Raw genomic sequence first — 22,660 nt, 5'->3', positions numbered from 1 at the left:
ATTCCTGGGGTTTCGCGTCAAGGCAGCGGCGATTGTACCTGTTGCAGCCGCGTTATTGCCCGCACACCTCGCGCAAACAACCGCGCAGCCAGCGGTGGGCCAGGTCGGCGTCCAGGCGCGGGTGCCAGAGCATGGCCACGGTGAACGTCGGTATGGATACCGGCAGTGCAAAGCTGAACAGCCCTTCACGCTGGTTGGCGGTGTAGCGCTCGGGCACGCTGGCGATCAGGTCGGTATCGCGGGCCAGGGCGATGGCGGTGGCAAAGCCGGCGACGAGGGTGCTGATCTCGCGCGTGAGGCCCAAGGCGAGCAAGGCGTCATCAACCTGGCCACGCGCCAGGCCGCGCCGGGAGACATAGACATGCTGCCCCTGGGCAAACCGCTCGGCGCTGACGGCGCCCCGGCTCAAGGGATGGCCGCTGCGCACCACGCCGACCAGGCGATCACGAAACAGCGCCTGGGTCAGCACTTCAGGGCTGGCGCCGGGGTCGACCACGCCGATGGCCACGTCGACGCTGCCTTCGCGCAGCAGCGCGTAGTCGTTGTCGGTCTTATTCACGAAGCGCAGCCGCACGCCGGGCGCCTCGTGGGCGATTCGCGCCAGCAAGGCCGGGCCGAGGTTCTCCACAAACTCCTCGCTGGCACGCAGGGTGAACGTGCGCACAACCTGGCCCATGTCCAGAGATTGCACGGGGCGCAGCACCGCCTGGGCCTCCTGCACCAGCCGGCTGACCTGTTCACGCAGTGCCAACGCACGCGGCGTCGGTACCAGGCCGCGCCCGGCCCGCACCAGCAAGGGGTCGCCGGTGGTCTCGCGCAAGCGTGCAAGTGCCCGGCTCATGGCTGATGGGCTCAGGCGCAGGCGCTGGGCGGCACGCGCGACGCTGCCTTCGGTCAGCAACACATCCAGGGTGGTCAGCAGGTTGAGATCGGGCATGGGCAATCCTCATAAGGCGTTTGATGCACGTATAGGCTGCAAACCCTGCGCCTTCCGCCATAGTAGGCGAGGACGTAGATTGGCGACAGCTGCGTTCACTCAAGGAATCGCCCCATGCACACCTCATCAAAAGGCCGACTTATCAGCCTGTCCCTGTCCATGCTTCTGGCCTCCCTCGGCACCAGCATTGCCAATGTCGGCCTGCCCAGCCTGGCGCAGGCGTTTGATGCCTCGTTTCACGCGGTGCAGTGGGTGGTGCTGGCGTACTTGCTGGCGATCACGGCGGTGATTGTCAGTGCAGGCAGCCTGGGCGACCGTCTGGGGCGGCGCCGATTGTTGCTCGCCGGGTTGCTGCTGTTCGCCGTGGCCTGCGCGCTGTGCGGCGCCGCACCTTCACTGCAATGGCTCGTTGCCGCGCGCGTCCTGCAAGGGCTGGGCGCAGCGAGCATGATGGCGATGACTTTAGGCTTGGTCGGCGACACCGTGCCCGCGCAACGCACCGGGCGTGTGATGGGCCTGCTCGGCACGATGTCGGCGGTGGGCACCGCCATGGGCCCCAGCGTCGGCGGCGTGCTGCTCAGCCTGTGGGGCTGGCGCGCGTTGTTTCTAGTGGGCGCGCCTCTGGGTTTGTTGGCCGCCGCCCTCGCCTGGCGGTATTTGCCGGCAGATCAGCAAGGCCGCACGTCGGCCTCGGGCAATGCATTCTGGCTGCCGTTGAAAGACCCAGCCTTGCGCGCAGGCCTGGCGATGAGCACCTTGGTATCGGCAGTAATCATGACCACCTTCGTGGTCGGCCCGTTCTATCTTTCCCGGGGCCTGGAGCTTGAGGCGGCGTGGATGGGCCTGGCGATGGCCGTCGGGCCGTGCGTTTCAGCGGCCACCGGTGTGCCGGCCGGCCACCTCACCGAGCGCCTGGGCAGCCAGCGCATGACGCTCGCGGGGTTGGGCCTCATGGCCGTCGGCGCCCTGGCGCTGTCGCTGGTCAGCGCCCTGGTGGCGTACCTTGCCGCGCTGGTGCTGCTGACGATGGGCTACAGCCTGTTCCAGGCCGCCAACAACACGGCGGTCATGAGCGATGTCGACGCGTCACGCCGGGGCACGATCTCCGGCCTGTTGAACCTGTCGCGCAACCTGGGCCTGATTTTCGGTGCCTCGGCCCTGGGCGCTGTGTTTGCCTGGGCCAGCCCCGATGTCACCCGCGCAGCGGCGCAAACCGTGGCTAATGGCCTGCACGTGACCTTCGCCGCAGCACTGGCCCTGATCATCGCCGCCAGCACCTTTGCCTGGCGCCGCCACAGCGCCGAGAACGGCGCGCAGAACACCCGTTGAGGCAAAAAAACAAAAAAGGCGTTGCGCCAGACCGGGTTACATCGCGCATCATGGGCACTTTCAAGCTCAAGGGTAATGTCCATGCGCGTGCTGTCATTGATGATGGGTCTTACGACGCTGGCCGCCAGTTTGGCGTTCTGCGCCAGCGCGATGGCGAATGAAGAAAGTCAGTTGGTGCAACAGATCAATCAGTACCGCAGCCAGGTGCAGCGCTGCGGTAACCAGGGTTCCCAGGAACTGCCACCGTTGGCCAACGACACGCGGCTGGTGCTGCCGGCCACCAATGTCGGCGACTTGCAGCAAGCGCTGGCGCGGGCCGCGTACCCGATGGTGAATGTGCAAGCCATCAGCCTGTCCGGCCCCAAAAATGCCGAGGCGGCGATGAAGGCCGTGCGCGAAAGTTTCTGCCGCGTAGTGCTCGACCCGCAATTTGTCGACATCGGCGTAAGCAACAGCGGCCAGGATTGGCGCATCGTGCTCGCGCGCCCGTTGTTGACCAGCGGCCTGGGCGACTGGCAGACCGAAGGCAAACAACTGCTGAACCTGATCAACACCGCGCGCGCGCAACCGCGCCAGTGCGGCACCCAGGCGTTTACCGCGACCACGCCGGTGTCGTGGAACGATGAGCTGGCCAATGCCGCCAACAGCCACACACGCAACATGGCCAACGGCAACTTCTTCGACCACCTCGACCACGATGGCCGCACCCCGGGCGACCGCGCGGAGCTGGCCGGCTACATCGCAAAAAACATCGGTGAAAACATCGCCGCCGGCCTCGACACCCCGCGCAAAGTGGTGGACGGCTGGCTCGCCAGCCCCGGCCATTGCGCCAACTTGATGAACCCGCAATTTCGCGAGTTGGGCGCAGCCTATGCCATGGACCCGAAGAGTGACGCGGGGATTTATTGGACCGGTTTATTCGGCGCGCAGTAGGGCGTGAGCAGGCGCCGAACTCCGCCGAGCGCAATCTATCCAAACGGAGGGAGAATCAAATTGCCATCTAGGCGATAATTGCGCTGAACTGGCAGCGGTCAACCGGGTCAGTAGCTTGATACCTGAGGCATTCAGGCACGCTAAAGACTCTGGAAAACAAGGTGTTCACCCAATGATGAATTGGCTGCAAAGCAGCAGCGACATGGCCGAGCGAGTTCGCCAGCATGATTGGGCAAGTACGCCATTAGGTCCATTGGAACAATGGCCTGATGTACTCAAAACCACCGTTGCGCTGTGTTTTGCCTCAAGCTTCCCCCAGTCCATCAGTTGGGGCCCGCACCTGATCACGCTCTACAATGATGCGTTTATCCCTATTCTGGGCGATAAGCCCTACGCATTGGGGCGTGCTTTCAGCGACACCTGGCGTGAAGTCTGGGACGAAGTGAGCCACTTCGCCAATGCTGCCTTTCAAGGCAATGCGACCTACGTAGAAAACTACCCGCTGGTGATTGAGCGTGGCAATGGCCCGGAGCAAGCGTACTTTACGTTTTGCTACAGCCCTGTGCGCGACCCGCAAGGCACGGTCGTCGGCATGCTCAATACGGTCACAGAAACCACCGCCACGGTCTTTCTCGCCCGTCGCCTGGCCGTACTGGATGCCATTGGTAGTGCGGTGGCCAACGCCACCGACGCCGAATCCATCATGACCACCACCACGCGCCTGTTGGCCGAACACCTGCATGTGTCCAATTGCGCCTATGCCGATATGGACGCCGATGAAGACGGCTTCACCATTCGCGGTAATTGGGCGGCGCCCGGCTCGCCAAGTATCGTCGGGCGGTACAGCCTGGCCTCGTTCGGCGCACACGCGATAAAACAGCTGAACGCCGGTGAAGCGCTGGTGATTGGCGACAACCGCGTGGAGTGCACGCCCGAGGAGTCCGCCTGCTACCAGACCTTGGGCGTCACGGCGACGGCGTGTTTCCCGCTGATCAAAGACGGGCGCCTGACCGCCCTGATGGCCGTGCATCACAAGTTCGCGCGCGTCTGGTCGCCCTATGACTTGGCCCTGGTGAGGGAAGTCACCGAGCGCTCCTGGGCGCATATCGAACGGGTGCGCGCCGACGCCGCCGTACGCGAGGGCCTGGCGGCCATTACCGAGCTGAACGCCACCCTGGAGCAGCGCGTCGAAGAACGCACCAGCGCCCTGACCCAGGCCGAAGCGGCGCTGCATCAGTCGCAAAAGCTCGAAGCCATCGGCCAGTTGACCGGCGGCGTGGCCCACGACTTTAACAACCTGCTGACGATCATTCGCTCCTCGGTGGACTTCCTGCGCCAGCCCGGGCTGTCCGAAGAGCGGCGCCAACGCTACATGGGCGCCGTCTCGGACACCGTCGAGCGCGCCAGCAAGCTCACCAGCCAGTTGCTCGCCTTCGCCCGCCGCCAACCGCTGAACCCGGAAGTGTTCGATGTGTGCCAGCGGGTCAAGAACATCGGCGAAATGCTCGAAAGCGTGACCGGTGCGCGTATCCATGTGCAGACTCAATTGCCCGGCCAGCCTTGCTATGTGCGCGTCGACCCCAGCCAGTTTGAAACCGCGCTGATCAACATCGCGCTCAACGCCCGCGATGCCATGGAGGGCCGAGGCACCCTGACACTGCGCGTGGCAACGCTGGCGGCGCTGCCGCGTATCCGGGGCGATGCCGAAGCCCATCAGCCGTTTGTGGCGATTGCGCTGGCCGATACCGGCAGCGGGATTCCCGGCAATACCGTCGAGCGCATTTTCGAGCCGTTCTTTACCACCAAGGCCGTGGGCAAAGGCACCGGCCTGGGCTTGTCGCAAGTGTTCGGGTTTGCCAAGCAGTCCGGCGGCAATGTCGATGTAACCAGCCACTTGGGCCAGGGCAGTGTGTTTACCCTGTACCTGCCTGAAGCGGAACCGGCGGCGGAGCAACCCAGCCTGGCGCAGGAAGACTGCAGCCCAACCCACGACACGGCAATGCACCATATTCTGATCGTGGAAGACAACCTGGAAGTCGGCCGTTTCGCCAATCAGATCCTGCAGGACCTCGGCTACCAGACCACCTGGGCCACCGATGCCGAACAGGCGTTGGCGCTGGCCGGCCCGGATGGGATGGCCTTCGACGCGATTTTTTCGGATGTGGTGATGCCGGGCATGACCGGCGTGGCGATGGCCAAGCTGCTGCGCCAGAGGCGGCCGGACCTGCCGGTGGTGCTGACCTCGGGCTACAGCGAAGAGCTGGCCGACAGTGGCTACGAAGGCGTCGAGTTCCTGGCCAAGCCCTACTCCGCCGACCAAGTGGCCCGTGCGCTGGCCAAATCGATGCAACGCGACTGAGCCCTGCCTCAAGCGCCCTACTCTGCTACCGCCACCTGGTTACGCCCCATGGCCTTGGCGCGGTACAGCGCCTTGTCGGCGGTGTTCATCAGGCTGTGCAGGTCCTGATCGAGGCTGCGGGTGGTGGCAACGCCCAGGCTCGCGGTCAAGCCCTGCACCGGCGCGGAGGCCAGCCCGGAAATCGCCTTGACCAGTTGCTCAGCGATACCCCGTGCAGTTTCCAGTGAGGTATTGGGCAACAGCACCGCAAACTCCTCGCCGCCGAGCCGCCCGTAGACATCGGCCTGACGAAACGATGCACTGATCACCCCGCCGACTTGGCGCAGCACTTGGTCGCCGGCCTGGTGGCCGTAGGTGTCGTTGATATCTTTGAAGTGGTCCATGTCCATCATCAGCGCGCACAGCGGCTGCTGGTTGTGGCGACACTGCGCGTAGAGCACTTGGGCGTGTTCGAAAAACGCCCGACGGTTCATCAGCCCGGTGAGCTCGTCGGTCTGGGCGGCGCGTGTGGAAATCGTGTACGCACGCTCCATTTGCCGGGTCAGGCGAAAGGCTTTTTCCAGGGCATCGGACAGTTTGTGCGTGGCGCTGGCCACGAAAAACGAGAACACCAGCACCGCAATGGCCACACCCACTTGCATCGACGAGGGCTGGAACAGCAGCCACAGCGTACACGGCATCAGCACCAGGGCAATGGAGCCCAGGGTCATGTAGCGATAGGCTGAATAACACGAGACCGCGCTGACTGACATGCCCACGGTAAACAGCATGACCAGCACTTGGGATAGGCGGTCGTCCGTGGGCATCACCGCCAACGCGCCAATGCCCCACACGCCCGCCGACAGCATCAGCGTCACCCAGTAACGACGCTCCCAACGCTGGGGCGTACGCTCGTTAATAGGGCAACGAAACCACTCCAAGAACATCTTGATGCGCAACAGCGAGGTGCCCGCCAGCACCGGCAGCCAGACCAGCATGACCTGGTGGTCAAAGCGGTCCCAACACAGCCAGCAGAGCATGCTGGCGGCCAGGTAACTGCCGAAAATGGCGGAGAACGATTGGCGAAATAGCTGGTGCAACCGGTCGGTTCGCACCTGCTCTTCGATAAAACCATCCTGGTCCTGCCCACGTCCAAGGCTATTCATGAAATACGCCTGTTTCGACTGCCTCGACAAAGGCGCCATTGTGGCACCCTGCCAGTAGTGCGGACAACAGAATCCGGCATGCTAGAGCCTTTAAAGGGCTTCCGGCCGCAGAATCAATACACCCAGTGGTGGCAGATTCAGCGAGAGCGACACCGGTTGCCCATGGCGCGCCTCATCCTGAGTGAACACTCCCCCACCGTTGCCATAGTTGGAACCGGCATAGGTGTCGGCATCACTGTTGATCACCTCGCTCCAACGCCCCGCAATCGGCACGCCGACCGAATACGCCTCGCGCGGTACTGGGGTGAAATTGGCAACTACCAATACCGGTTTGCCGTCCTTGCTCCAACGCAGCCAAGCGTAGACGCTGTTGATCGCATCGTCGCCGATTAGCCACTGGAACCCTTGAGGTGCGTCGTCCTGTTCGTGCAGCGCCGGCTCCTCGCGGTACAGGCGGTTCAGGTCGCCGACCAGCTTCTGCACGCCCCGGTGCTCGGGGTATTGCAGCAGGTACCAGTCCAACTGCTGATCGTGGTTCCACTCACGCCATTGGCCGAACTCGCAGCCCATGAACAGCAATTTCTTACCCGGGTGCATCCACATGAAGCTCAGGTAAGCCCGCAGGTTGGCAAACTTCTGCCAGCGATCACCGGGCATCTTGTCGATCAGCGAATGCTTGCCGTGCACCACTTCATCGTGGGAGATCGGCAGGATAAACCGCTCGGACCAGGCATACACCAGGCCGAAACTCAGCTCATTGTGGTGATGGGCGCGGTACACCGGGTCTTGCTGGATGTAATGCAAGGAATCGTGCATCCAGCCCATGTTCCACTTGTAGTTGAAACCCAGGCCACCTTGCTGCGTGCTCTGGCTCACACCCGGCCAGGCGGTGGACTCCTCGGCAATCACCAGCGCGCCGGGTGCTTCCAGCGCCACCACGTCGTTCAAGTGCCGCAGGAAATCGATGGCTTCGAGGTTCTCGCGGCCGCCATGGCGGTTGGGCACCCACTCGCCGGCTTTGCGCGAGTAGTCGCGATACAGCATCGAGGCCACGGCATCCACCCGTAAACCGTCGACATGGAAGTGTTTAAGCCAGTGCAGCGCCGAGGCCAGCATAAAGCCGTGCACTTCCGTACGGCCCAGGTTGTAGATCAGCGTGTCCCAATCCTGGTGAAAGCCTTCCAGCGGGTTGGCGTATTCATACAGCGCGGTGCCGTCGAACTGGGCCAGGCCGTGCGTGTCGGTGGGGAAATGCGCTGGCACCCAGTCGAGGATCACGCCGATATTGGCCTGGTGCAGGGCATTGACGAAAAAGCCGAAATCTTCCGGCGAGCCAAAACGCGCACTCGGAGCGAATTGTGACAACGCTTGGTAACCCCAGGAGCCGCCGAACGGGTGTTCCATAATCGGCATCAGCTCGATATGGGTGAAGCCCAATTGCTGCACATACGGAATCAATCGATCGGCCAGCTCGCGCCAGCCGTACTGGCGCGATACTTCGCCGGCCTCGTCCAGCTCGCATTGCCAGGAACCGACGTGCAGCTCATAAATCGACAGCGGCGCCGTGGTCTTGTGCTTGTCGCCGCGCGACTGCATCCACTCATGGTCTTGCCAGTCCACCTGCAACGGCGCGGCGACTTTCGAGGCGGTGTCGGGCGGCAGTTGGGTGGCCAGTGCCATCGGGTCGGCCTTGAGCGGCAGAATCCCGTTGGCACCGAGAATTTCGTACTTGTAGGCCGCACCCGGTTGCAGGCGTGGGATAAAGATTTCCCACACGCCAGACGGATGACGCAGGCGCATCGGGTGACGGCGGCCGTCCCAGATATTGAAGTCGCCCACCACCGACACACGCCGGGCATTCGGCGCCCACACGGCGAAGCGCACACCCTGCACGCCGTCGACGCTGGTCACCTGCGCACCGAGGCAACTGCTCAGGTCACGGTGATTGCCTTCGGCAAACAGGTACAGGTCCATTTCACCGAGGAGCAATTGGTTGAAGCTGTAAGGGTCTTCGGTGATCTGCTCACCGCCGGCCCACTGGATCTTCAGCAGGTAACCCTGGCGCGTGTTGAAATGCCCGACAAACAGACCCGGCACCTGAGTCGCGTCGAGGCTGCCGATCTGTTCACCGCTGTCACGCGCCAAGACCTGAACACTCAGGGCTTCGGGCAGGAACGCGCGGATAAACTGCCCGCCCTGCTCGTCATCATGCGGCCCCAGAATCGAGAACGGGTCATGGTGCTCGGCGCGCACCAGTGCTTCGACGTCCTTGGACGCCGGCATTGCAGTCAATTTCGGTTGCAGCGGTTCTTTATTTGTAAAGCTCATGACGTCTCCCCACCGCGTGCAGTTTTCGATATAGGTGTCAGCCCGCTGAGCAGGCCGTGCAAACCTTGCAACGGCACTGGCAACCAGGTCGGGCGGTTTTCCGCTTCGTAGGCCACTTCGTACGCGGCCTTCTCCAGGCTGAACAACGTCAGCGCGGCGCTCTGGCCTTTGGCATCCTGCCAGTCATGCGCCAGTGTAGTCGTCGCCTGATGATAAGCCTGGGTAAATGCCTCTCGCGCTTCATTCAGGTAACGCTCGGTCACGCGTTTACGGGCGATATCCGCTTCGGGCGAGTGATCCACTCCTTGCACATTCAGGGCCATGGCGGCAGCGTAATCAAACGAACGCAGCACGCCACTCACATCTTTATACGGGCTGTGCTTGCCGCGCCGCTCATGCAGCGGCCGCGCCGGTTCACCTTCAAAGTCGATCAAGTAAGCATCGCCCTTGACCACCAACACCTGGCCCAGGTGCAAGTCACCGTGGACCCGAATCCGTAAGCCGCCCGCCGTGGCTTTCGCCAAGGCCTGAACGTGACCGGTGATGGCTTTTTTCTGCGCCAGCAACTCACTGACCCGCGCCTGATCGGCAGGGTTCAATTGGTTTTGATGCAGCTTGAGCAAGTGCAGCGCGCGGTCGATCTGCGCCCCGACGTCCTTGGCCCAGGCCTGTGTATCCTTGACCGTGGTGGCTTCGGGGTTGAAGGCCTTGTTGGTGGTTTTCGCCGCCAGCACCCCATGCATTTCACCCAGGCGCTGGCCGAGCAGGCCGGCAAAGTCTTTCAACTCACCCAAGGCGTTGTAGTGCTGTTCCTGCTCGGAGATGGCTTCAGCCAGCTCGTCGCGAATCGCGCGCTCCAGGTTGTTCTGGGTCCAGCCCCACGCATCGCCCTGGTTGCTCAAGTAGCCCTGGGCGATCATCAGCAGGTTGTCATGGCCCTCGGCATCATGGCGAATCATCGAGCCCAGCAGCGGCGAGATATTCGGGTAGCCGGCGGCGGTCAAATAAGCGCTCATTTCCAGCTCCGGATGTACCCCGGCGCTGACTTTGCGGATAAGTTTGAGCACCAGGCTTTCGCCCACCACCACGGAGCTGTTGGACTGTTCGGCCGCCAGGTAGCGCACCTGCGACTCATCGCTCAGTTGCAACTGGGCCAAGTTCGGCGTGGCCTCAAAGCGCAAATCACCTTCACGGGTGTTCAACACCGTGCCGGCTTGCAGGCCGTGAATCACCGCACGAATAAAGTGCTCGAGGCTGAAGGCATCGGTCACCAAGCCCACCTGACGCGCTCGGCGTACGCGGGCCAGCGCCAACTGCTGCGGCAAGGCGCTGGTGAACTGGTCTTCACCGAGAAAGCCGAACGGCAGTTGGTAGCGACTGACCTGACCACCGCTGCTGACCTCGATTTCGCTGAGCAGCACCGGGTACTGCGGGTCGCCGAAGCGCACGCCGTAGGCGATGTGCACTCTGTCGATGGCGGTGTCCTTGCCCGCGAACCAGCGCCGCTTGGGCAGCCAGGCCGGCAGCGAGGTGTGCTCCAAAGTGGTGCGGCACGGTTCTTCGAGTAACTCTTCCATGCGTTTTTTCAGCACCAACGTAGTGAAGTCCGGAATGCTCTGCGCCGGTTCCACATGCCAGCTCGGCATTTGGTTTTCCGCCGCCAACACGAACCAATAGAAACCGTACGGCGCCAGGGTCAGCAGGAAATTCAGCTGGCCAATCGGCGGGAAGGCATTACCGCCGAGCATTTCCACCGGCACCATGCCGGCAAAGGCCGACAAGTCCAGCTCGGCCGCTTGGGCACTGCGCGACACGTTGGCCACGCACAGGATGATCTCGTTGCGCCCATCGTCGCCGGTGTATTCGCGGGTATAGGCCAAGATACGGCGGTTGCTCGGCGAGAGCATTTTCAAACTGCCCCGGCCAAAGGCCTTGGACTGCTTGCGCACCGCCAGCATGCGTCGGGTCCAGTTCAGCAGCGAGTGCGGGTCCTGGGCCTGAGTCTCGACGTTGACCGACTGGTAGCCGTAAAGCGGATCCATGATCGGCGGCAGCACCAGGCTGGCCGGGTCGGCGCGGGAGAAGCCGCCGTTGCGGTCGATGGACCATTGCATCGGCGTGCGCACGCCGTCACGGTCGCCGAGGTAGATGTTGTCGCCCATGCCGATCTCATCGCCGTAATACAAGGTCGGCGTGCCCGGCATTGAAAGCAACAGGCTGTTAAGCAATTCAACGCGACGGCGGTCGCGCTCCATCAGCGGCGCCAGGCGCCGACGAATACCCAGGTTGATCCGTGCACGACGGTCGGCGGCATAGTAGTTCCACAGGTAGTCACGCTCTTTGTCGGTGACCATTTCCAGGGTCAGTTCATCGTGGTTGCGCAGGAAGATCGCCCATTGGCAGTTGGCAGGGATCTCCGGGGTTTGGCGCAAAATGTCGGTGATGGGGAAGCGATCTTCCTGGGCCAGGGCCATGTACATGCGCGGCATTAGCGGGAAGTGAAAGGCCATGTGGCACTCATCGCCGTCATCACCCTTTTTGTCACCAAAGTAGAGCTGCGTGTCTTCCGGCCACTGGTTGGCCTCGGCGAGCAGCATGCGGTCCGGGTAATGCGCGTCGATCTCGGCGCGGATCTGCTTGAGGACGTCGTGGGTTTCCGGCAGGTTCTCGTTATTGGTGCCGTCGCGCTCGATCAAGTACGGGATGGCATCCAGGCGCAGGCCGTCGATGCCCATGTCCAGCCAGTAACGCATCACCGACAGCACCGCTTTCATCACCTGCGGGTTGTCGAAGTTGAGGTCCGGCTGGTGGGAATAGAACCGGTGCCAGAAGTACTGGCCGGCGACCGGGTCCCAGGTCCAGTTGGACTTCTCGGTGTCGAGGAAAATGATGCGGGTGCCGTCGTATTTCTGGTCGTCGTCGGACCACACGTAGAAGTCTCGAGCGGCCGAACCCGGCTTGGCCTTGCGCGCACGCTGGAACCAGGGGTGCTGGTCGGAGGTGTGGTTGATCACCAGTTCGGTGATAACCCGCAGCCCGCGGTTGTGCGCTTCGGCAATAAAGCGTTTAGCGTCGGCCATGGTCCCGTAATCGCTGTGCACGCCACGGTATTCGGCGATGTCATAGCCGTCATCGCGGCGTGGCGAGGGGTAGAACGGCAAGAGCCAGATGGTGTTCACGCCCAGGTCGGCGATGTAGTCGAGCTTAGCGATCAGCCCGGGAAAGTCACCGATGCCGTCATTGTTGGAGTCGAAATAGGATTTGACGTGAACCTGGTAGATCACCGCGTCCTTGTACCAGAGCGGGTCTTTGATAAAGGTGGCAGCCTTGGGTTTCTTCGCCATTGGAAACTCCTGAAATGCTTGAACATTGACCTGAAGGGGCGCGTTCGATGTGGGAGCTGGGTTGCCTGCGATAGCCGTGTGTCAGGCAAAAAATCTGCCACTGACAGACCGCTATCGCAGGCAAGCCAGCTCCCACCTTTACTCTTCATCAGTCTGAAGATCAGGCTCGGCTTAGGAAGTGGTGATGCGCCATATTCCAAACGGGGTGTGCGGCTCCAGCCGCAGCCACTGGGTCTTGCCGTACCAAGTCCAGCGATGGCCGTTCATCAAGTCTTCGCCTTGGGTCTGGGCATCATCCGGCAAGCCCATTTCCCACAGCGGCAACTCGAAATCCGCCTCTTGGGCATTGAACGGGTCGAGGTTGACGGCGACGAGGATGAAATTGCTGCCGTCTTCACTGCGCTTGCCGAAGTACAGAATGTTGTCGTTCCACGCGTTGTAGAGCTTCAGGCCCAAGTGGGTCTGCAACGCAGGGTTCTGCCGGCGGATACGGTTGAGCTGGGCGATCTCGGCAATGATGTTGCCCGGCGCGGTGAAGTCCCGTGGGCGGATCTCGTATTTTTCCGAGTCCAGGTACTCTTCCTTGCCCGGCACCGGGGCGGCTTCGCACAGTTCGAAACCCGAATACATGCCCCACAGGCCCGAGCCCATGGTGGCAAGCGCCGCGCGGATCAAAAAGCCTGGTCGGCCGGACTGATGCAGGAAGCCCGGGTTTATGTCCGGCGTGTTGACGAAGAAATTCGGCCGGTAACACTCGCGCCACGGCGACTCGTTTAACTGCGCGAAGTATTCGCTCAGCTCGGCCTTGGTGTTGCGCCAGGTGAAATAGGTGTAACTCTGCGAGTAACCGACCTTGCCCAGGCGCGCCATCATCGAAGGGGTGGTGAACGCCTCGGCCAGGAAGATCACGTCCGGGTGTTTGGCGCGCACATCGCTGATCAGCCACTGCCAGAACGGCAGCGGTTTTGTGTGCGGGTTGTCGACGCGAAAGGTCTTCACGCCCTCTTCTACCCAACCGACCACCACGTCGCGCAGCTCGGTCCATAGGCTGGGGATTGAGTCGGCGGCATAGAAGTCAACGTTGACGATGTCCTGATACTTCTTCGGCGGGTTCTCGGCGTATTTAATGGTGCCGTCCGGGCGCCAGTTGAACCATCCGGGGTGCTGCTTGAGCCACGGGTGGTCCTGGGAACACTGGATGGCAAAATCCAGGGCGATCTCCAAACCATGCTCGGCGGCGGCCTTGACCAGTCGGCGGAAGTCATCGCGGCTACCCAATTGTGGGTGGATGGCCTCATGGCCGCCCTCCTCGCTGCCAATCGCGTACGGGCTACCGGGATCATCCGGGCCGGCGGTCAGGGAATTGTTCTTGCCTTTGCGGTGGCTGCGACCAATCGGGTGAATCGGCGGGAAATACAGCACGTCGAAGCCCATGTCGTGGATCATCGACAGCCGCGAGTGAACATCGTTGAAGGTGCCGTGACGCGCGGGATCGTCGGTAATCGAGCGGGGAAACAGCTCATACCAGCTGGCAAACTGCGCAGCCTCACGCTCAACGTCAATCGGGTAGACGGGGCTGATACTCAAGTAGGCGCGGTGGTCGGCCTGGGTCATCAAGTGCGCACTGTCTTCGTGCAAAAATTGTGCGACCTGCTCGGTTTCCAGCAGCCCGGAGAGTTCATGGTGCAACAGCATCAGGCGGTCACGCAGCTCATTGTCACTGCGCTCAGCGGCCTGCAGCACCAGGCTGCGGCCTTCCTGCAATTCCAGGCTGACCGGCACGCCGGCTTCGTGCTTTTTACGCAATTCGTAGCAGAAGCTGGCGAACGTATCGATCCAGGCTTCGATGCAATATTCATGGGGGCCTTGCTGGGTCACGCTAAACGCGCCCTCCCAGCCATTGTTGCCCACATCTGCCATGACCACGCTGTGCCAGCTTTCGTCCTGCAGCGGGCGCCAGCGAATCAGCACGGCGAGCTTGTCATGGCCGTCGGCGAACACCTTACTGGTGACGTTGACCCGCTGGCCAACCACCGCCTTTACAGCAAATTCGCCGCCGTCGATCACGGGCGCGGTGCTTTCGATAGCGATCCTAGGCAGCAGCAGCGCCTGGGACAGTGGCAATAAAGAATCGTCTGGAGCCAGTGTTTCAGCAGTCATCGAGCATCTTCCCCTTACGCCCTGTGGACGCTCTTTGCTTGATCCGAATTCTGAGGCGGCAGCGCTCTCCCTGAGCAGGGCCGTAATAGGTCCGAGCCTGCCGTCAGCGCAAAAGTTCAGGTGGATGTGCCGCCATTGGGCGGGGAATCAAATCTCCCCGGCGGTTGTCCACCGGTAGAGCAAAGCACAAAGGAGGCCACACCGATGAATATCCCGATCCCGGCTGAAACACCTGATCCGAATATCGACGATCCGACATTACCGCCTGCGCAGCCACCGCCGATTCCTGAACAGGAACCCCCTGAAAATGAGCCGCCGCCAGTGCAGGAACCTCCAACAAGCGAGCCGCCGGTCATCCTCTGACGTATTCGCTGCTGGTTCGACGTCCGCTTGCTCAATCCGCGTAATGGTGGCAATCGAACCAAGACGTGCAGGCGGACGTTAATAGTCGAAATTTCCCACCTACATTAAAGGAAAACCCCAAATCCAACCGACCGTTCCCATACTGATCTGACGCTGACACACCCCTCCGAAATCAGGAATTTCGTCGCTGACCGAGACAAAATCGACGTCACCGGTATTAGTAAGCAGCTCAATAAACCCCTGCACTGGGTCAACCAATTATCCGGCGCCAGTGGCGAGATGCAGTTGAAATACTCGCGTGAAAATAATGCCAGTGTGCTGGTGATTTCCGGCATCAAAGGGGAGCCGGCGCTGGTCGCGAAGATATTCGGCCAAGTGAAAGAAAAGGACCTACTGATCTGACCGGCGGTCATCATGGGCCTCGAACGCCCTGACAATCCGGGGCATCACGCTAAATACCGCCAAGGCCAACAACGTACTGAGCACCGCGGTCGATTCGCGGCCCATACCCGCGGCAACCCCAATCGCAGCGGTCATCCAAAGGCCGGCAGCGGTGGTCAGGCCTTTGACGTGCTGGCCGTCCTCATCTTCCTTGCCTTTGAGGATGGTGCCGGCGCCAAGAAAGCCAATCCCCGCAATCACCCCCTGCACGACGCGGCTCATGGCATCGGCCTGATTACCGGACATCTGCGGCACCAATACAAACAGCGCCGCACCCAATGCCACCAGCATATGGGTACGCACGCCCGCCGCCTTGCCCTTGTGCTCACGTTCAAAGCCGAGAATACCGCCCAGGATCGCGGCGATCAGCAGGCGCACGGTGATCTGAGTGAGTTGCTTCGCATCAGCGATGTCGGCGAATTCGGCTTGCAGCGTTTGCCACACTTCATGCCACCAGGCGTTCATGGAAGCGGTCCTTTGTGATTATTGATAAACGATGGACAGCGGCGACCGCCAGTCAGTTGCCTGGAACGCTTGGCACAGTGGTGAGCCCTAACAATTACCAGCCTACGGAAAAGGAGATCACCATGCCTGTACGTATCGACAACCAAACGTGCTACTTCAAGGTCGACGAAAACGGCCAGGAACGCAGCCTGCCGGCGCCTGAGATAGAGGTCCTTACCGACAGCCTCAAGTCCATGTCTTTTGTGGTGGTGGAAGGCGAGCGAATCTACATCACCGAAGCGCAAGCCGACGCATTGACCGTCGCCGGCGCCGTGGATGGGCGTAAACACTTGAAGGCGACCGACAGTGATTCGGTGATTTGATTGATCTGTATCAGCACCCGCTCGATAGCGCTGCACTCCAGGCGCCACGGGGTGCAGCAGATCGTCGCAGGCCCGCCTGCAAAACCCATCTGATCCGATTTTTATCGCCCTAGCTGAGTCTGTTATGCAAACAGAGCGGCGTTCATAGTTCATCGGCCTGATGGAGGCTGATGAGCGAACGACCATGAGCGAAAGAACCCCCACCGTGGAAACCTTTGAGCCCATACACCCAAAGAAGGTGAAGGCCAAAACCAGCGATAACCTGATCCATACCCGCAGCTTCACCGGCCTGTTCCGCACCTTGCGCGTGAGCGGTGCAGCCCTACTGTTCCTGGCGTTTTTCGGCACCGTGTGGCTGAACTGGGGTGCACGGCAAGCCGTGCTGTGGGACCTGGCCGAAAGCAAGTTCCACATCTTTGGTGCGACCTTCTGGCCCCAGGACTTCATCCTGCTGTCAGCGCTGTTGATCATCTGCGCCTTCGGCCTGTTTGCGATTACCGTGTTTGCAGGCCGCGTGTGGTGCGGCTACACCTGCCCGCAAAGCTCGTTTACCTGGCTGTTCATGTGGTGCGAAAAAATCACCGAGGGTGAGCGCAACCAACGCATCAAACTGCAGGCGGCACCCTGGAGCCTGAACAAACTGGCGCGGCGCTCGGCCAAACATACGTTGTGGCTGGGTATTAGCGTGCTGACCGGGCTGACCTTTGTCGGCTACTTCACGCCCATCCGCCCCTTGGCCCTGGAGCTGCTGACCTGGCAAATGGGTGGTGTGAGCCTGTTCTGGGTGCTGTTTTTTACGGCCGCCACCTACATCAATGCCGGTTGGCTGCGCGAAGCGGTGTGCATGCACATGTGCCCTTATGCGCGGTTCCAGAGTGTGATGTTCGACAAGGACACGCTGACCATTTCCTACGACGTGGCCCGTGGAGAAAACCGTGGGCCACGCAAGCGCGAGGTGAAGCCTGCCGATGTCGGCCTGGGTGACTGCATCGACTGCCAGCTGTGCGTGCAGGTGTGCCCCACCGGCATCGACATCCGCGACGGCCTGCAAATGGAGTGCATCGGCTGCGCGGCCTGCATCGACGCCTGTGATTCGATCATGGACAAGATGGGCTATGCCCGTGGCCTGGTCAGCTATACCTCCGAACACCAACTGCAAGGCGGCAAAACCCACCTGCTCAGGCCGCGGCTGATCGGCTACAGTGCCGTGCTGCTGGTGATGATCGCCGCGTTGGTGGTGGCCCTTGTGGGGCGGCCGATGGTATCGCTCGACGTGACCAAGGACCGTGGCATGTTCCGCGAAAACAGTCAGGGCTTGATCGAAAACATCTACAGCCTCAAGGTCATCAACAAGACCCAGCAGCGCCAGGACTACCGTCTGGAACTGGTGGATGCCGATGGCTTCGAGTTGCAAGGCAAGACCGAAATCAGCCTGGCACCGGGGGAAATCAGCGATGTGCCGGTGTCGGTGGCGTTGTTGGCCGACAAACCGGCGAGCAGTTCGCAGCCCCTGCGCTTCAAGGTGACGGATGTGGATGAACCGTGGATCTACAGTGCTGCCGATAGCCGCTTTGTGGCGCCGATGAACCGCTGAGGTCTGGCAAACACAAACGATCAATGGTGGGAGCTGGCTTGCCAGCTCCCACCTTTAGCCCTGCGTACACTTTTACAAAGCTAATTAGGCCCTCATGAAACGCTACGAAAAATTTGCCGATGACATCGCAGAACTGATCCGCTCCGGCGTCCTCGGGCCCGGCCAGCGGGTGCCGTCGGTGCGTTATGCGAGCCAGACCTATGGCGTCAGCCCGTCCACGGTCTTCCAGGCGTACTACCTGCTGGAGCGCCGTGGGCTGATTCGCGCGCGGCCGCGTTCTGGCTACTTCGTCAACGCCCATGCGCCGAGCCCGTTTTCCGAGCCGGTGGTAAGCGAGCACGTGCATGAGTCCACTGAAGTGGATGTGAGTGAGCTGGTGTTTTCGGTGCTCGACTCCATCAAGGACCCCAATACGGTGCCCTTCGGCTCGGCCTTCCCCAGCCCGATGCTGTTTCCGTTGCCGCGCCTGGCCCGCTCCCTGGCCAGCGCCAGCCGCGAGATGGACCCTCGCCTGGTGGTCACCGACATGTCACCGGGCAACCCGCAACTGCGTCGACAGATTGCTCTGCGTTACATGGTCGGCGGCCTGATGCTGCCCATGGAGGAGCTGCTGATCACCAACGGCGCCCTCGAAGCGTTGAACCTGTGCTTGCAGGCCGTGACCGAGCCGGGCGACCTGGTCGCCATTGAAGCCCCCGCGTTTTATGCCTGCCTGCAAGTGCTGGAACGCCTGAAACTCAAGGCGGTGGAAATCCCCGTGCACCCGCGCGATGGCATCGACCTCAACGCCTTGGCGCAAAGCCTTGAGCGTTACCCGATCAAGGCCTGCTGGACCATGACCAGTTTCCAGAACCCCATGGGCGCCACCTTACCGGAGGCGAAAAAACAAGCGCTGGTAGAACTGCTGCGCAGCCACCAGGTGCCGCTGATCGAAGATGATGTGTATGCCGAGTTGTATTACGGGCAACAAGCACCGAAACCGGCCAAGGCCTTCGACACCGAAGGGTTGGTCATGCACTGCGGTTCCTTTGCCAAGAGCCTCGCGCCGGGTTACCGCGTCGGCTGGGTCGCGGCCGGGCGTTATGCGCAGAAGGTCGAGCGCCTCAAATTGATGACCTCGTTGTGCCCCTCGATGCCGGCCCAGGCAGCGATTGCCGACTACCTGCAACATGGTGGCTATGACCGGCACCTGCGCAAATTGCGTTACGCCCTGGAAGAGCAGCAAAGCGCCATGCTGGCCGCCATCGCCCGTTACTTCCCCGCACAGACGCGGGTCAGCCAGCCGGCCGGCGGGTATTTCCTGTGGTTGGAACTGCCGGAACAGACCGATTCGCTGAAGTTGTTCCAGATGGCCCTGGCACAGGGCATCAGCATTGCGCCGGGGCCGATTTTTTCGGCGACTCAGCGCTTCAGGAATTGTATCCGTTTGAATTATGGCAGCCCGTGGACCGAGGCGTCGGAGAAGGCAATGGAGACGTTGGGGCGGATTGTGCGGTCATTTTGAGGGCAAAGTGAAGGTCGCCAATTTCGTTTGCGCTATGGACGCTGATCGGGAACAGCTCGGGCCGAAACAACGTATAGGGGAACGGGTCGATCGCATACTGTGGGCAAAACATCATTAACACCGGCTGCCTTACGCTTATTTGCTGACCATTTCCTTGTCAGGAAATGGTCTGATCGGGAACAGCTCGGGCCGAAACAACGTATAGGGGAACGGGTCGATCGCATACTGTGGGCAAAACATCATTAACACCGGCTGCCTTACGCTTATTTGCTGACCATTTCCTTGTCAGGAAATGGTCTTTTTTATCAATATCAGCGCCCGCCGCCCAAATCCAGGAATGCCCCGGTGGTGTAGGAAGCCTTGTCCGACAGCAGCCAGATGATCGCTTCCGCCACTTCATCCGGGCGACCGCCACGGGCCATGGGAATGCCGGACTCCAGTTTGCTGACGCGGTCCGGGTCGCCACTGAGCGCGTGGAAGTCGGTAAAGATATAGCCAGGGCGCACGGCGTTGACGCGAATCCCCTCACCCGCCACTTCTTTGGACAGGCCAATGGTGAAGGTGTCCAGCGCGCCCTTGGAGGCGGCGTAGTCGACATATTCACCCGGCGACCCCAGACGCGCGGCCACCGACGACACATTGACAATACTGCCGCCCTGCCCGCCATGTTTGGGTGACATACGCAGCACCGCGTGCTTGGCGCACAGCATCGGCCCCAGCACATTGGTCTTCATGATCTTCAGGATGCGGAACTCGGACATCTCATCGACCCGCGACTTATGCCCCACGGTACCGGCGTTATTGACCAGCGCGGTCACACGGCCCAGTTCCGCATCCACGCGATTGAACAGCGCGATCACTTCATCTTCGATGCTGACATCCGCACGCACTGCAATCGCCTGGGCGCCCAGGGCGCGAACGTGTTCCAGCACACTATGGGCGGCTTTTTCGTCGCACTGGTAGTTGATGCAGATACGGTAGCCCTCGCGAGCAGCCAGCAATGCCGTCTCGGCGCCGATGCCACGGCTGCCCCCGGTGATGATGACGACTTTGTCCATGCGTGCAGTCTCCTGATTCAACCATCTGTTTAAGGTTGGATCCAAGAATACCCGTCACCCACCGCTCTTGTCAGGCGCTACCGCCTCTTTGGCGCGCTGGATGTCGGCCATGAAACCCTCAGCCGGCAAGGGATGCCCCAGCAAGTAGCCTTGCAGCGAGTTGCAACCCAAACGCGTCAGGAAACTCTGCTGCACATCGGTCTCCACACCTTCAGCGACAATCCGCAGCCCCAGAGCCTGGCCGAGGGCGACGATCGCGGAAACGATGGCCGCATCGTCGCTGTCATGCTCCAGGTCGCGAACAAAACCACGGTCGATCTTCAACTCGTTGGCCGGCAAGCGCTTGAGGTACATCAGGCTGGAATAGCCCGTACCAAAGTCGTCGATGGACAGGTCCACACCCATGTCCGACAACTGCTGCAACACCGTCATGCTCGCATCGGCATCGCTCATGGCGGTGGTTTCAGTGATTTCCAGGGTCAGGCTGTTGGCCGGCAACTGGTGACGTTCGAGGGCGGCGGCGACACTGTTGACCAACCCGACATGGCAAAACTGCAGTGCCGACAGATTCACGGCAATGCGCCAGTCTTCATAGCCCTGGGCGTACCACACGCGCATCTGGCGACACGCTTCATTCAGCACCCACTCGCCGATCGGGATGATCAACCCGGTCTTTTCCGCCAGCTCGATAAAGGCCGCCGGCATCAGTAAACCTTGCTGCGGGTGCTCCCAGCGCAGCAGTGCTTCGGCGCCGACAGGCAGACCACTAAGCGCATCGAACTTAGGCTGGTAATACAACCGAAACTGCTCGTGCTCCAGGGCATTGCGCAGGTCCTGCAGCAACTGCAGTTGTTTGCGCGCGTTGGTATTCATCGACACGTCAAAGAAGCTGTAGCCGTTCTTGCCCATGCCCTTGGCGTGGTACATCGCGGCGTCAGCATTCATCAACAGTTCCTCGGGGTTGCCGCCGTTGCCCGGAAACAGCGCGATACCGATGCTGGCGGAGATTTTCAGCTCATGCTCGGCCACCGTGAACGCACGGTTGATCAAGCCGACCTGGCGTTCAGCCAAGCCCATGGCATCGTCCGGCTGCGTCAATTGCACCAGCAATACAAATTCATCACCGCCGATGCGTGCCAGGGTGTCCTGGCTGCGCAGATCTTCGCGCAAGCGCAGGCCCACTTCGCGCAGCAACTGGTCGCCCATGTGATGACCAAACGCATCGTTGACCGGTTTGAAACCATCCAGGTCGATAAACATCAACGCAAAGCAACCGCCCTGCTCCTTCACCGCCTGGATGGCTTGTTGAATGCGGTCGGCGAGCAAGGTGCGATTGGGCAGACCGGTGAGCATGTCATGCAGGGCCAGGTGGGTCAGTTCCTGGTTGGCCAGGCTCAGGGAGTCGGCGAGTACGGCAGTGCGCGTCTCCAGGCGTGCGTCGAGCAAGGAGGTCAGCAACGCGATGGTTAACACCGCCAACGAGGTGACCAGCACCAAGTTATCCAGGCCTGTGCCGCTCAGCCCTGTCAGCGCGGCGCCGCAGAAACTGTCGTCGTCAAAACGTGCCGCCGCCATGCCGGTGTAGTGCATGCCCACGATCGCAATGCCCATCACCACCGCTGCCCCGCCACGTGCCAGGCGCACGTACGGCGTGTTGCGCCGCAGGTTGAAGGCGATCCACAGGGCTGCGCCAGACGCCCCGACGGCAATCAGCAACGAGGCGCCGAACAGGGTGGGATCGTAGTCGATACCCGGGGTCATGCGCATTGCGGCCATGCCGGTGTAGTGCATGCTGCTGATGCCCGCGCCCATGATCAATGCGCCAAACCCCAGTTGCCACGCGGGCAGGCGTGGTTGGCTGACCAGCCACAAAGCAAAGCCGCTGGACAACACGGCGATTAGCAGCGACAGCGCGGTGATGCTCAGGTCGAACCCCAGGGCAAACGGCAGGTGTAAGGCCTACATGCCGATAAAATGCATGGACCACACGCCTACGCCCATCGCCAATGCACCGCCCGTCATCCACAAATACACCGCGCGGCCCTTGGTGGTCGCGATGCGGCCGGCGAGGTCCAGCGCGGTGTAGGACGCCAGGATGGCGACGAACAGCGAGATCACGACCAGGGAGGGGGAATAGCTACCGATCAGCATGGGGTTTCTCAAGACTGACGGGCATTGAAGGCCCGTGGCAGGTGGCAAAGCGGGCGATTGTAGCGAGAATAATTATTGGACAGTTGATTAATTATCAAGGGGCCATTAGTGGCGTTTTGACGTCAATTTGCTGGCTTGGGAATGGTGGGGTGGGGGGTGGATTTGAGTACATATCCGTTGTTTGGGT

15 protein-coding genes and 1 pseudogene are annotated in these 22,660 nt (G+C 61.3%); 8 read left to right on the top strand and 8 right to left on the bottom strand.

Annotated elements, in window-relative coordinates:
• Positions 1–52: 52 nt before the first annotated feature.
• Positions 53–937 carry a LysR family transcriptional regulator gene (locus tag GJU48_RS11215; protein WP_094952348.1) on the bottom strand — a complete coding sequence of 295 codons (885 nt, stop codon included), beginning with the start codon at positions 935–937 and terminating at the stop codon, positions 53–55.
• 114 nt (positions 938–1,051) lie between these two features.
• Between GJU48_RS11215 and GJU48_RS11210 the strand changes: the two genes are divergently transcribed.
• From GJU48_RS11210 to GJU48_RS11200, 3 genes are all read left to right on the top strand, one after another.
• Positions 1,052–2,266: an MFS transporter gene (locus tag GJU48_RS11210; protein WP_094952347.1), complete on the top strand. Its 1,215-nt coding sequence runs from the start codon at positions 1,052–1,054 to the stop codon at positions 2,264–2,266.
• 81 nt (positions 2,267–2,347) lie between these two features.
• Positions 2,348–3,199 (top strand): CAP domain-containing protein, encoded by an 852-nt coding sequence (locus GJU48_RS11205; RefSeq protein WP_094952346.1) that lies wholly within the window; start codon positions 2,348–2,350, stop codon positions 3,197–3,199.
• 172 nt (positions 3,200–3,371) lie between these two features.
• Positions 3,372–5,558 carry a GAF domain-containing hybrid sensor histidine kinase/response regulator gene (locus GJU48_RS11200; protein WP_094952345.1) on the top strand — a complete coding sequence of 729 codons (2,187 nt, stop codon included), beginning with the start codon at positions 3,372–3,374 and terminating at the stop codon, positions 5,556–5,558.
• Between the two features lie 17 nt (positions 5,559–5,575).
• Here GJU48_RS11200 and GJU48_RS11195 read toward each other — a convergent pair whose 3' ends face one another.
• The 4 genes from GJU48_RS11195 to GJU48_RS11180 form a co-directional block, all read right to left on the bottom strand.
• Positions 5,576–6,742, bottom strand: coding sequence for a GGDEF domain-containing protein (locus GJU48_RS11195; protein ID WP_094952344.1), 1,167 nt, complete (start codon positions 6,740–6,742; stop codon positions 5,576–5,578).
• A 51-nt stretch (positions 6,743–6,793) separates the two neighbouring features.
• The gene (glgB, locus tag GJU48_RS11190) at positions 6,794–9,031 is read right to left on the bottom strand and encodes a 1,4-alpha-glucan branching protein GlgB (RefSeq protein WP_094952343.1); all 2,238 of its coding nucleotides are present in this window, start codon (positions 9,029–9,031) and stop codon (positions 6,794–6,796) included.
• Positions 9,028–12,375, bottom strand: coding sequence for a maltose alpha-D-glucosyltransferase (gene treS / locus GJU48_RS11185; RefSeq protein ID WP_094952342.1), 3,348 nt, complete (start codon positions 12,373–12,375; stop codon positions 9,028–9,030). The genes glgB and treS overlap by 4 nt, the downstream gene beginning before the upstream one ends.
• A gap of 171 nt (positions 12,376–12,546) precedes the next feature.
• The gene (locus GJU48_RS11180; protein WP_094952341.1) at positions 12,547–14,535 is read right to left on the bottom strand and encodes an alpha-1,4-glucan--maltose-1-phosphate maltosyltransferase; all 1,989 of its coding nucleotides are present in this window, start codon (positions 14,533–14,535) and stop codon (positions 12,547–12,549) included.
• 204 nt (positions 14,536–14,739) lie between these two features.
• Here GJU48_RS11180 and GJU48_RS24875 point away from each other — a divergent pair, with 204 nt between their 5' ends.
• Together GJU48_RS24875 and GJU48_RS11175 are read left to right on the top strand one after the other, a co-directional pair.
• The gene (locus GJU48_RS24875) at positions 14,740–14,898 is read left to right on the top strand and encodes a hypothetical protein (RefSeq protein ID WP_174245633.1); all 159 of its coding nucleotides are present in this window, start codon (positions 14,740–14,742) and stop codon (positions 14,896–14,898) included.
• 147 nt (positions 14,899–15,045) lie between these two features.
• Complete coding sequence (locus GJU48_RS11175) at positions 15,046–15,300, top strand: M10 family metallopeptidase C-terminal domain-containing protein (RefSeq protein ID WP_155295989.1); 255 nt, start codon at positions 15,046–15,048, stop codon at positions 15,298–15,300.
• On the opposite strand, the gene GJU48_RS11170 is transcribed toward GJU48_RS11175, so the two are convergent.
• Positions 15,289–15,804, bottom strand: a complete 516-nt coding sequence (locus GJU48_RS11170) for an MgtC/SapB family protein (RefSeq protein ID WP_094952339.1) — start codon at positions 15,802–15,804, stop codon at positions 15,289–15,291. The genes GJU48_RS11175 and GJU48_RS11170 overlap by 12 nt on opposite strands.
• Positions 15,805–15,926: 122 nt before the next feature.
• On the opposite strand from GJU48_RS11170, the gene GJU48_RS11165 reads away from it, so the two are divergent.
• The 3 genes from GJU48_RS11165 to mapR all read left to right on the top strand — a co-directional run bounded on the left by GJU48_RS11165 (position 15,927) and on the right by mapR (position 19,264).
• A complete protein-coding gene (locus tag GJU48_RS11165) occupies positions 15,927–16,166 on the top strand; it encodes a DUF3203 family protein (RefSeq protein WP_094952338.1) in 240 nt (79 codons plus the stop codon).
• 184 nt (positions 16,167–16,350) lie between these two features.
• Positions 16,351–17,760: a cytochrome c oxidase accessory protein CcoG gene (gene ccoG, locus GJU48_RS11160; RefSeq protein ID WP_094952337.1), complete on the top strand. Its 1,410-nt coding sequence runs from the start codon at positions 16,351–16,353 to the stop codon at positions 17,758–17,760.
• A gap of 94 nt (positions 17,761–17,854) precedes the next feature.
• The gene (gene mapR / locus GJU48_RS11155) at positions 17,855–19,264 is read left to right on the top strand and encodes a GntR family transcriptional regulator MpaR (RefSeq protein ID WP_094952336.1); all 1,410 of its coding nucleotides are present in this window, start codon (positions 17,855–17,857) and stop codon (positions 19,262–19,264) included.
• Between the two features lie 311 nt (positions 19,265–19,575).
• Here the strand turns inward: mapR and GJU48_RS11150 are convergent, their stop codons facing one another.
• Together GJU48_RS11150 and GJU48_RS11145 are read right to left on the bottom strand one after the other, a co-directional pair.
• Positions 19,576–20,322 (bottom strand): SDR family oxidoreductase, encoded by a 747-nt coding sequence (locus GJU48_RS11150; RefSeq protein ID WP_094952335.1) that lies wholly within the window; start codon positions 20,320–20,322, stop codon positions 19,576–19,578.
• Positions 20,323–20,376: 54 nt separating this feature from the next.
• Positions 20,377–22,473 (bottom strand): annotated as a pseudogene (locus GJU48_RS11145) (putative bifunctional diguanylate cyclase/phosphodiesterase).
• Positions 22,474–22,660: the final 187 nt, after the last annotated feature.

This window comes from Pseudomonas sp. IB20 (assembly GCF_009707325.1).
Taxonomy (GTDB): Bacteria; Pseudomonadota; Gammaproteobacteria; order Pseudomonadales; family Pseudomonadaceae; genus Aquipseudomonas.
The sequence above is the reverse complement of the archived record's forward strand: the minus strand, read 5'-3'. Positions and strand labels throughout refer to the sequence as shown.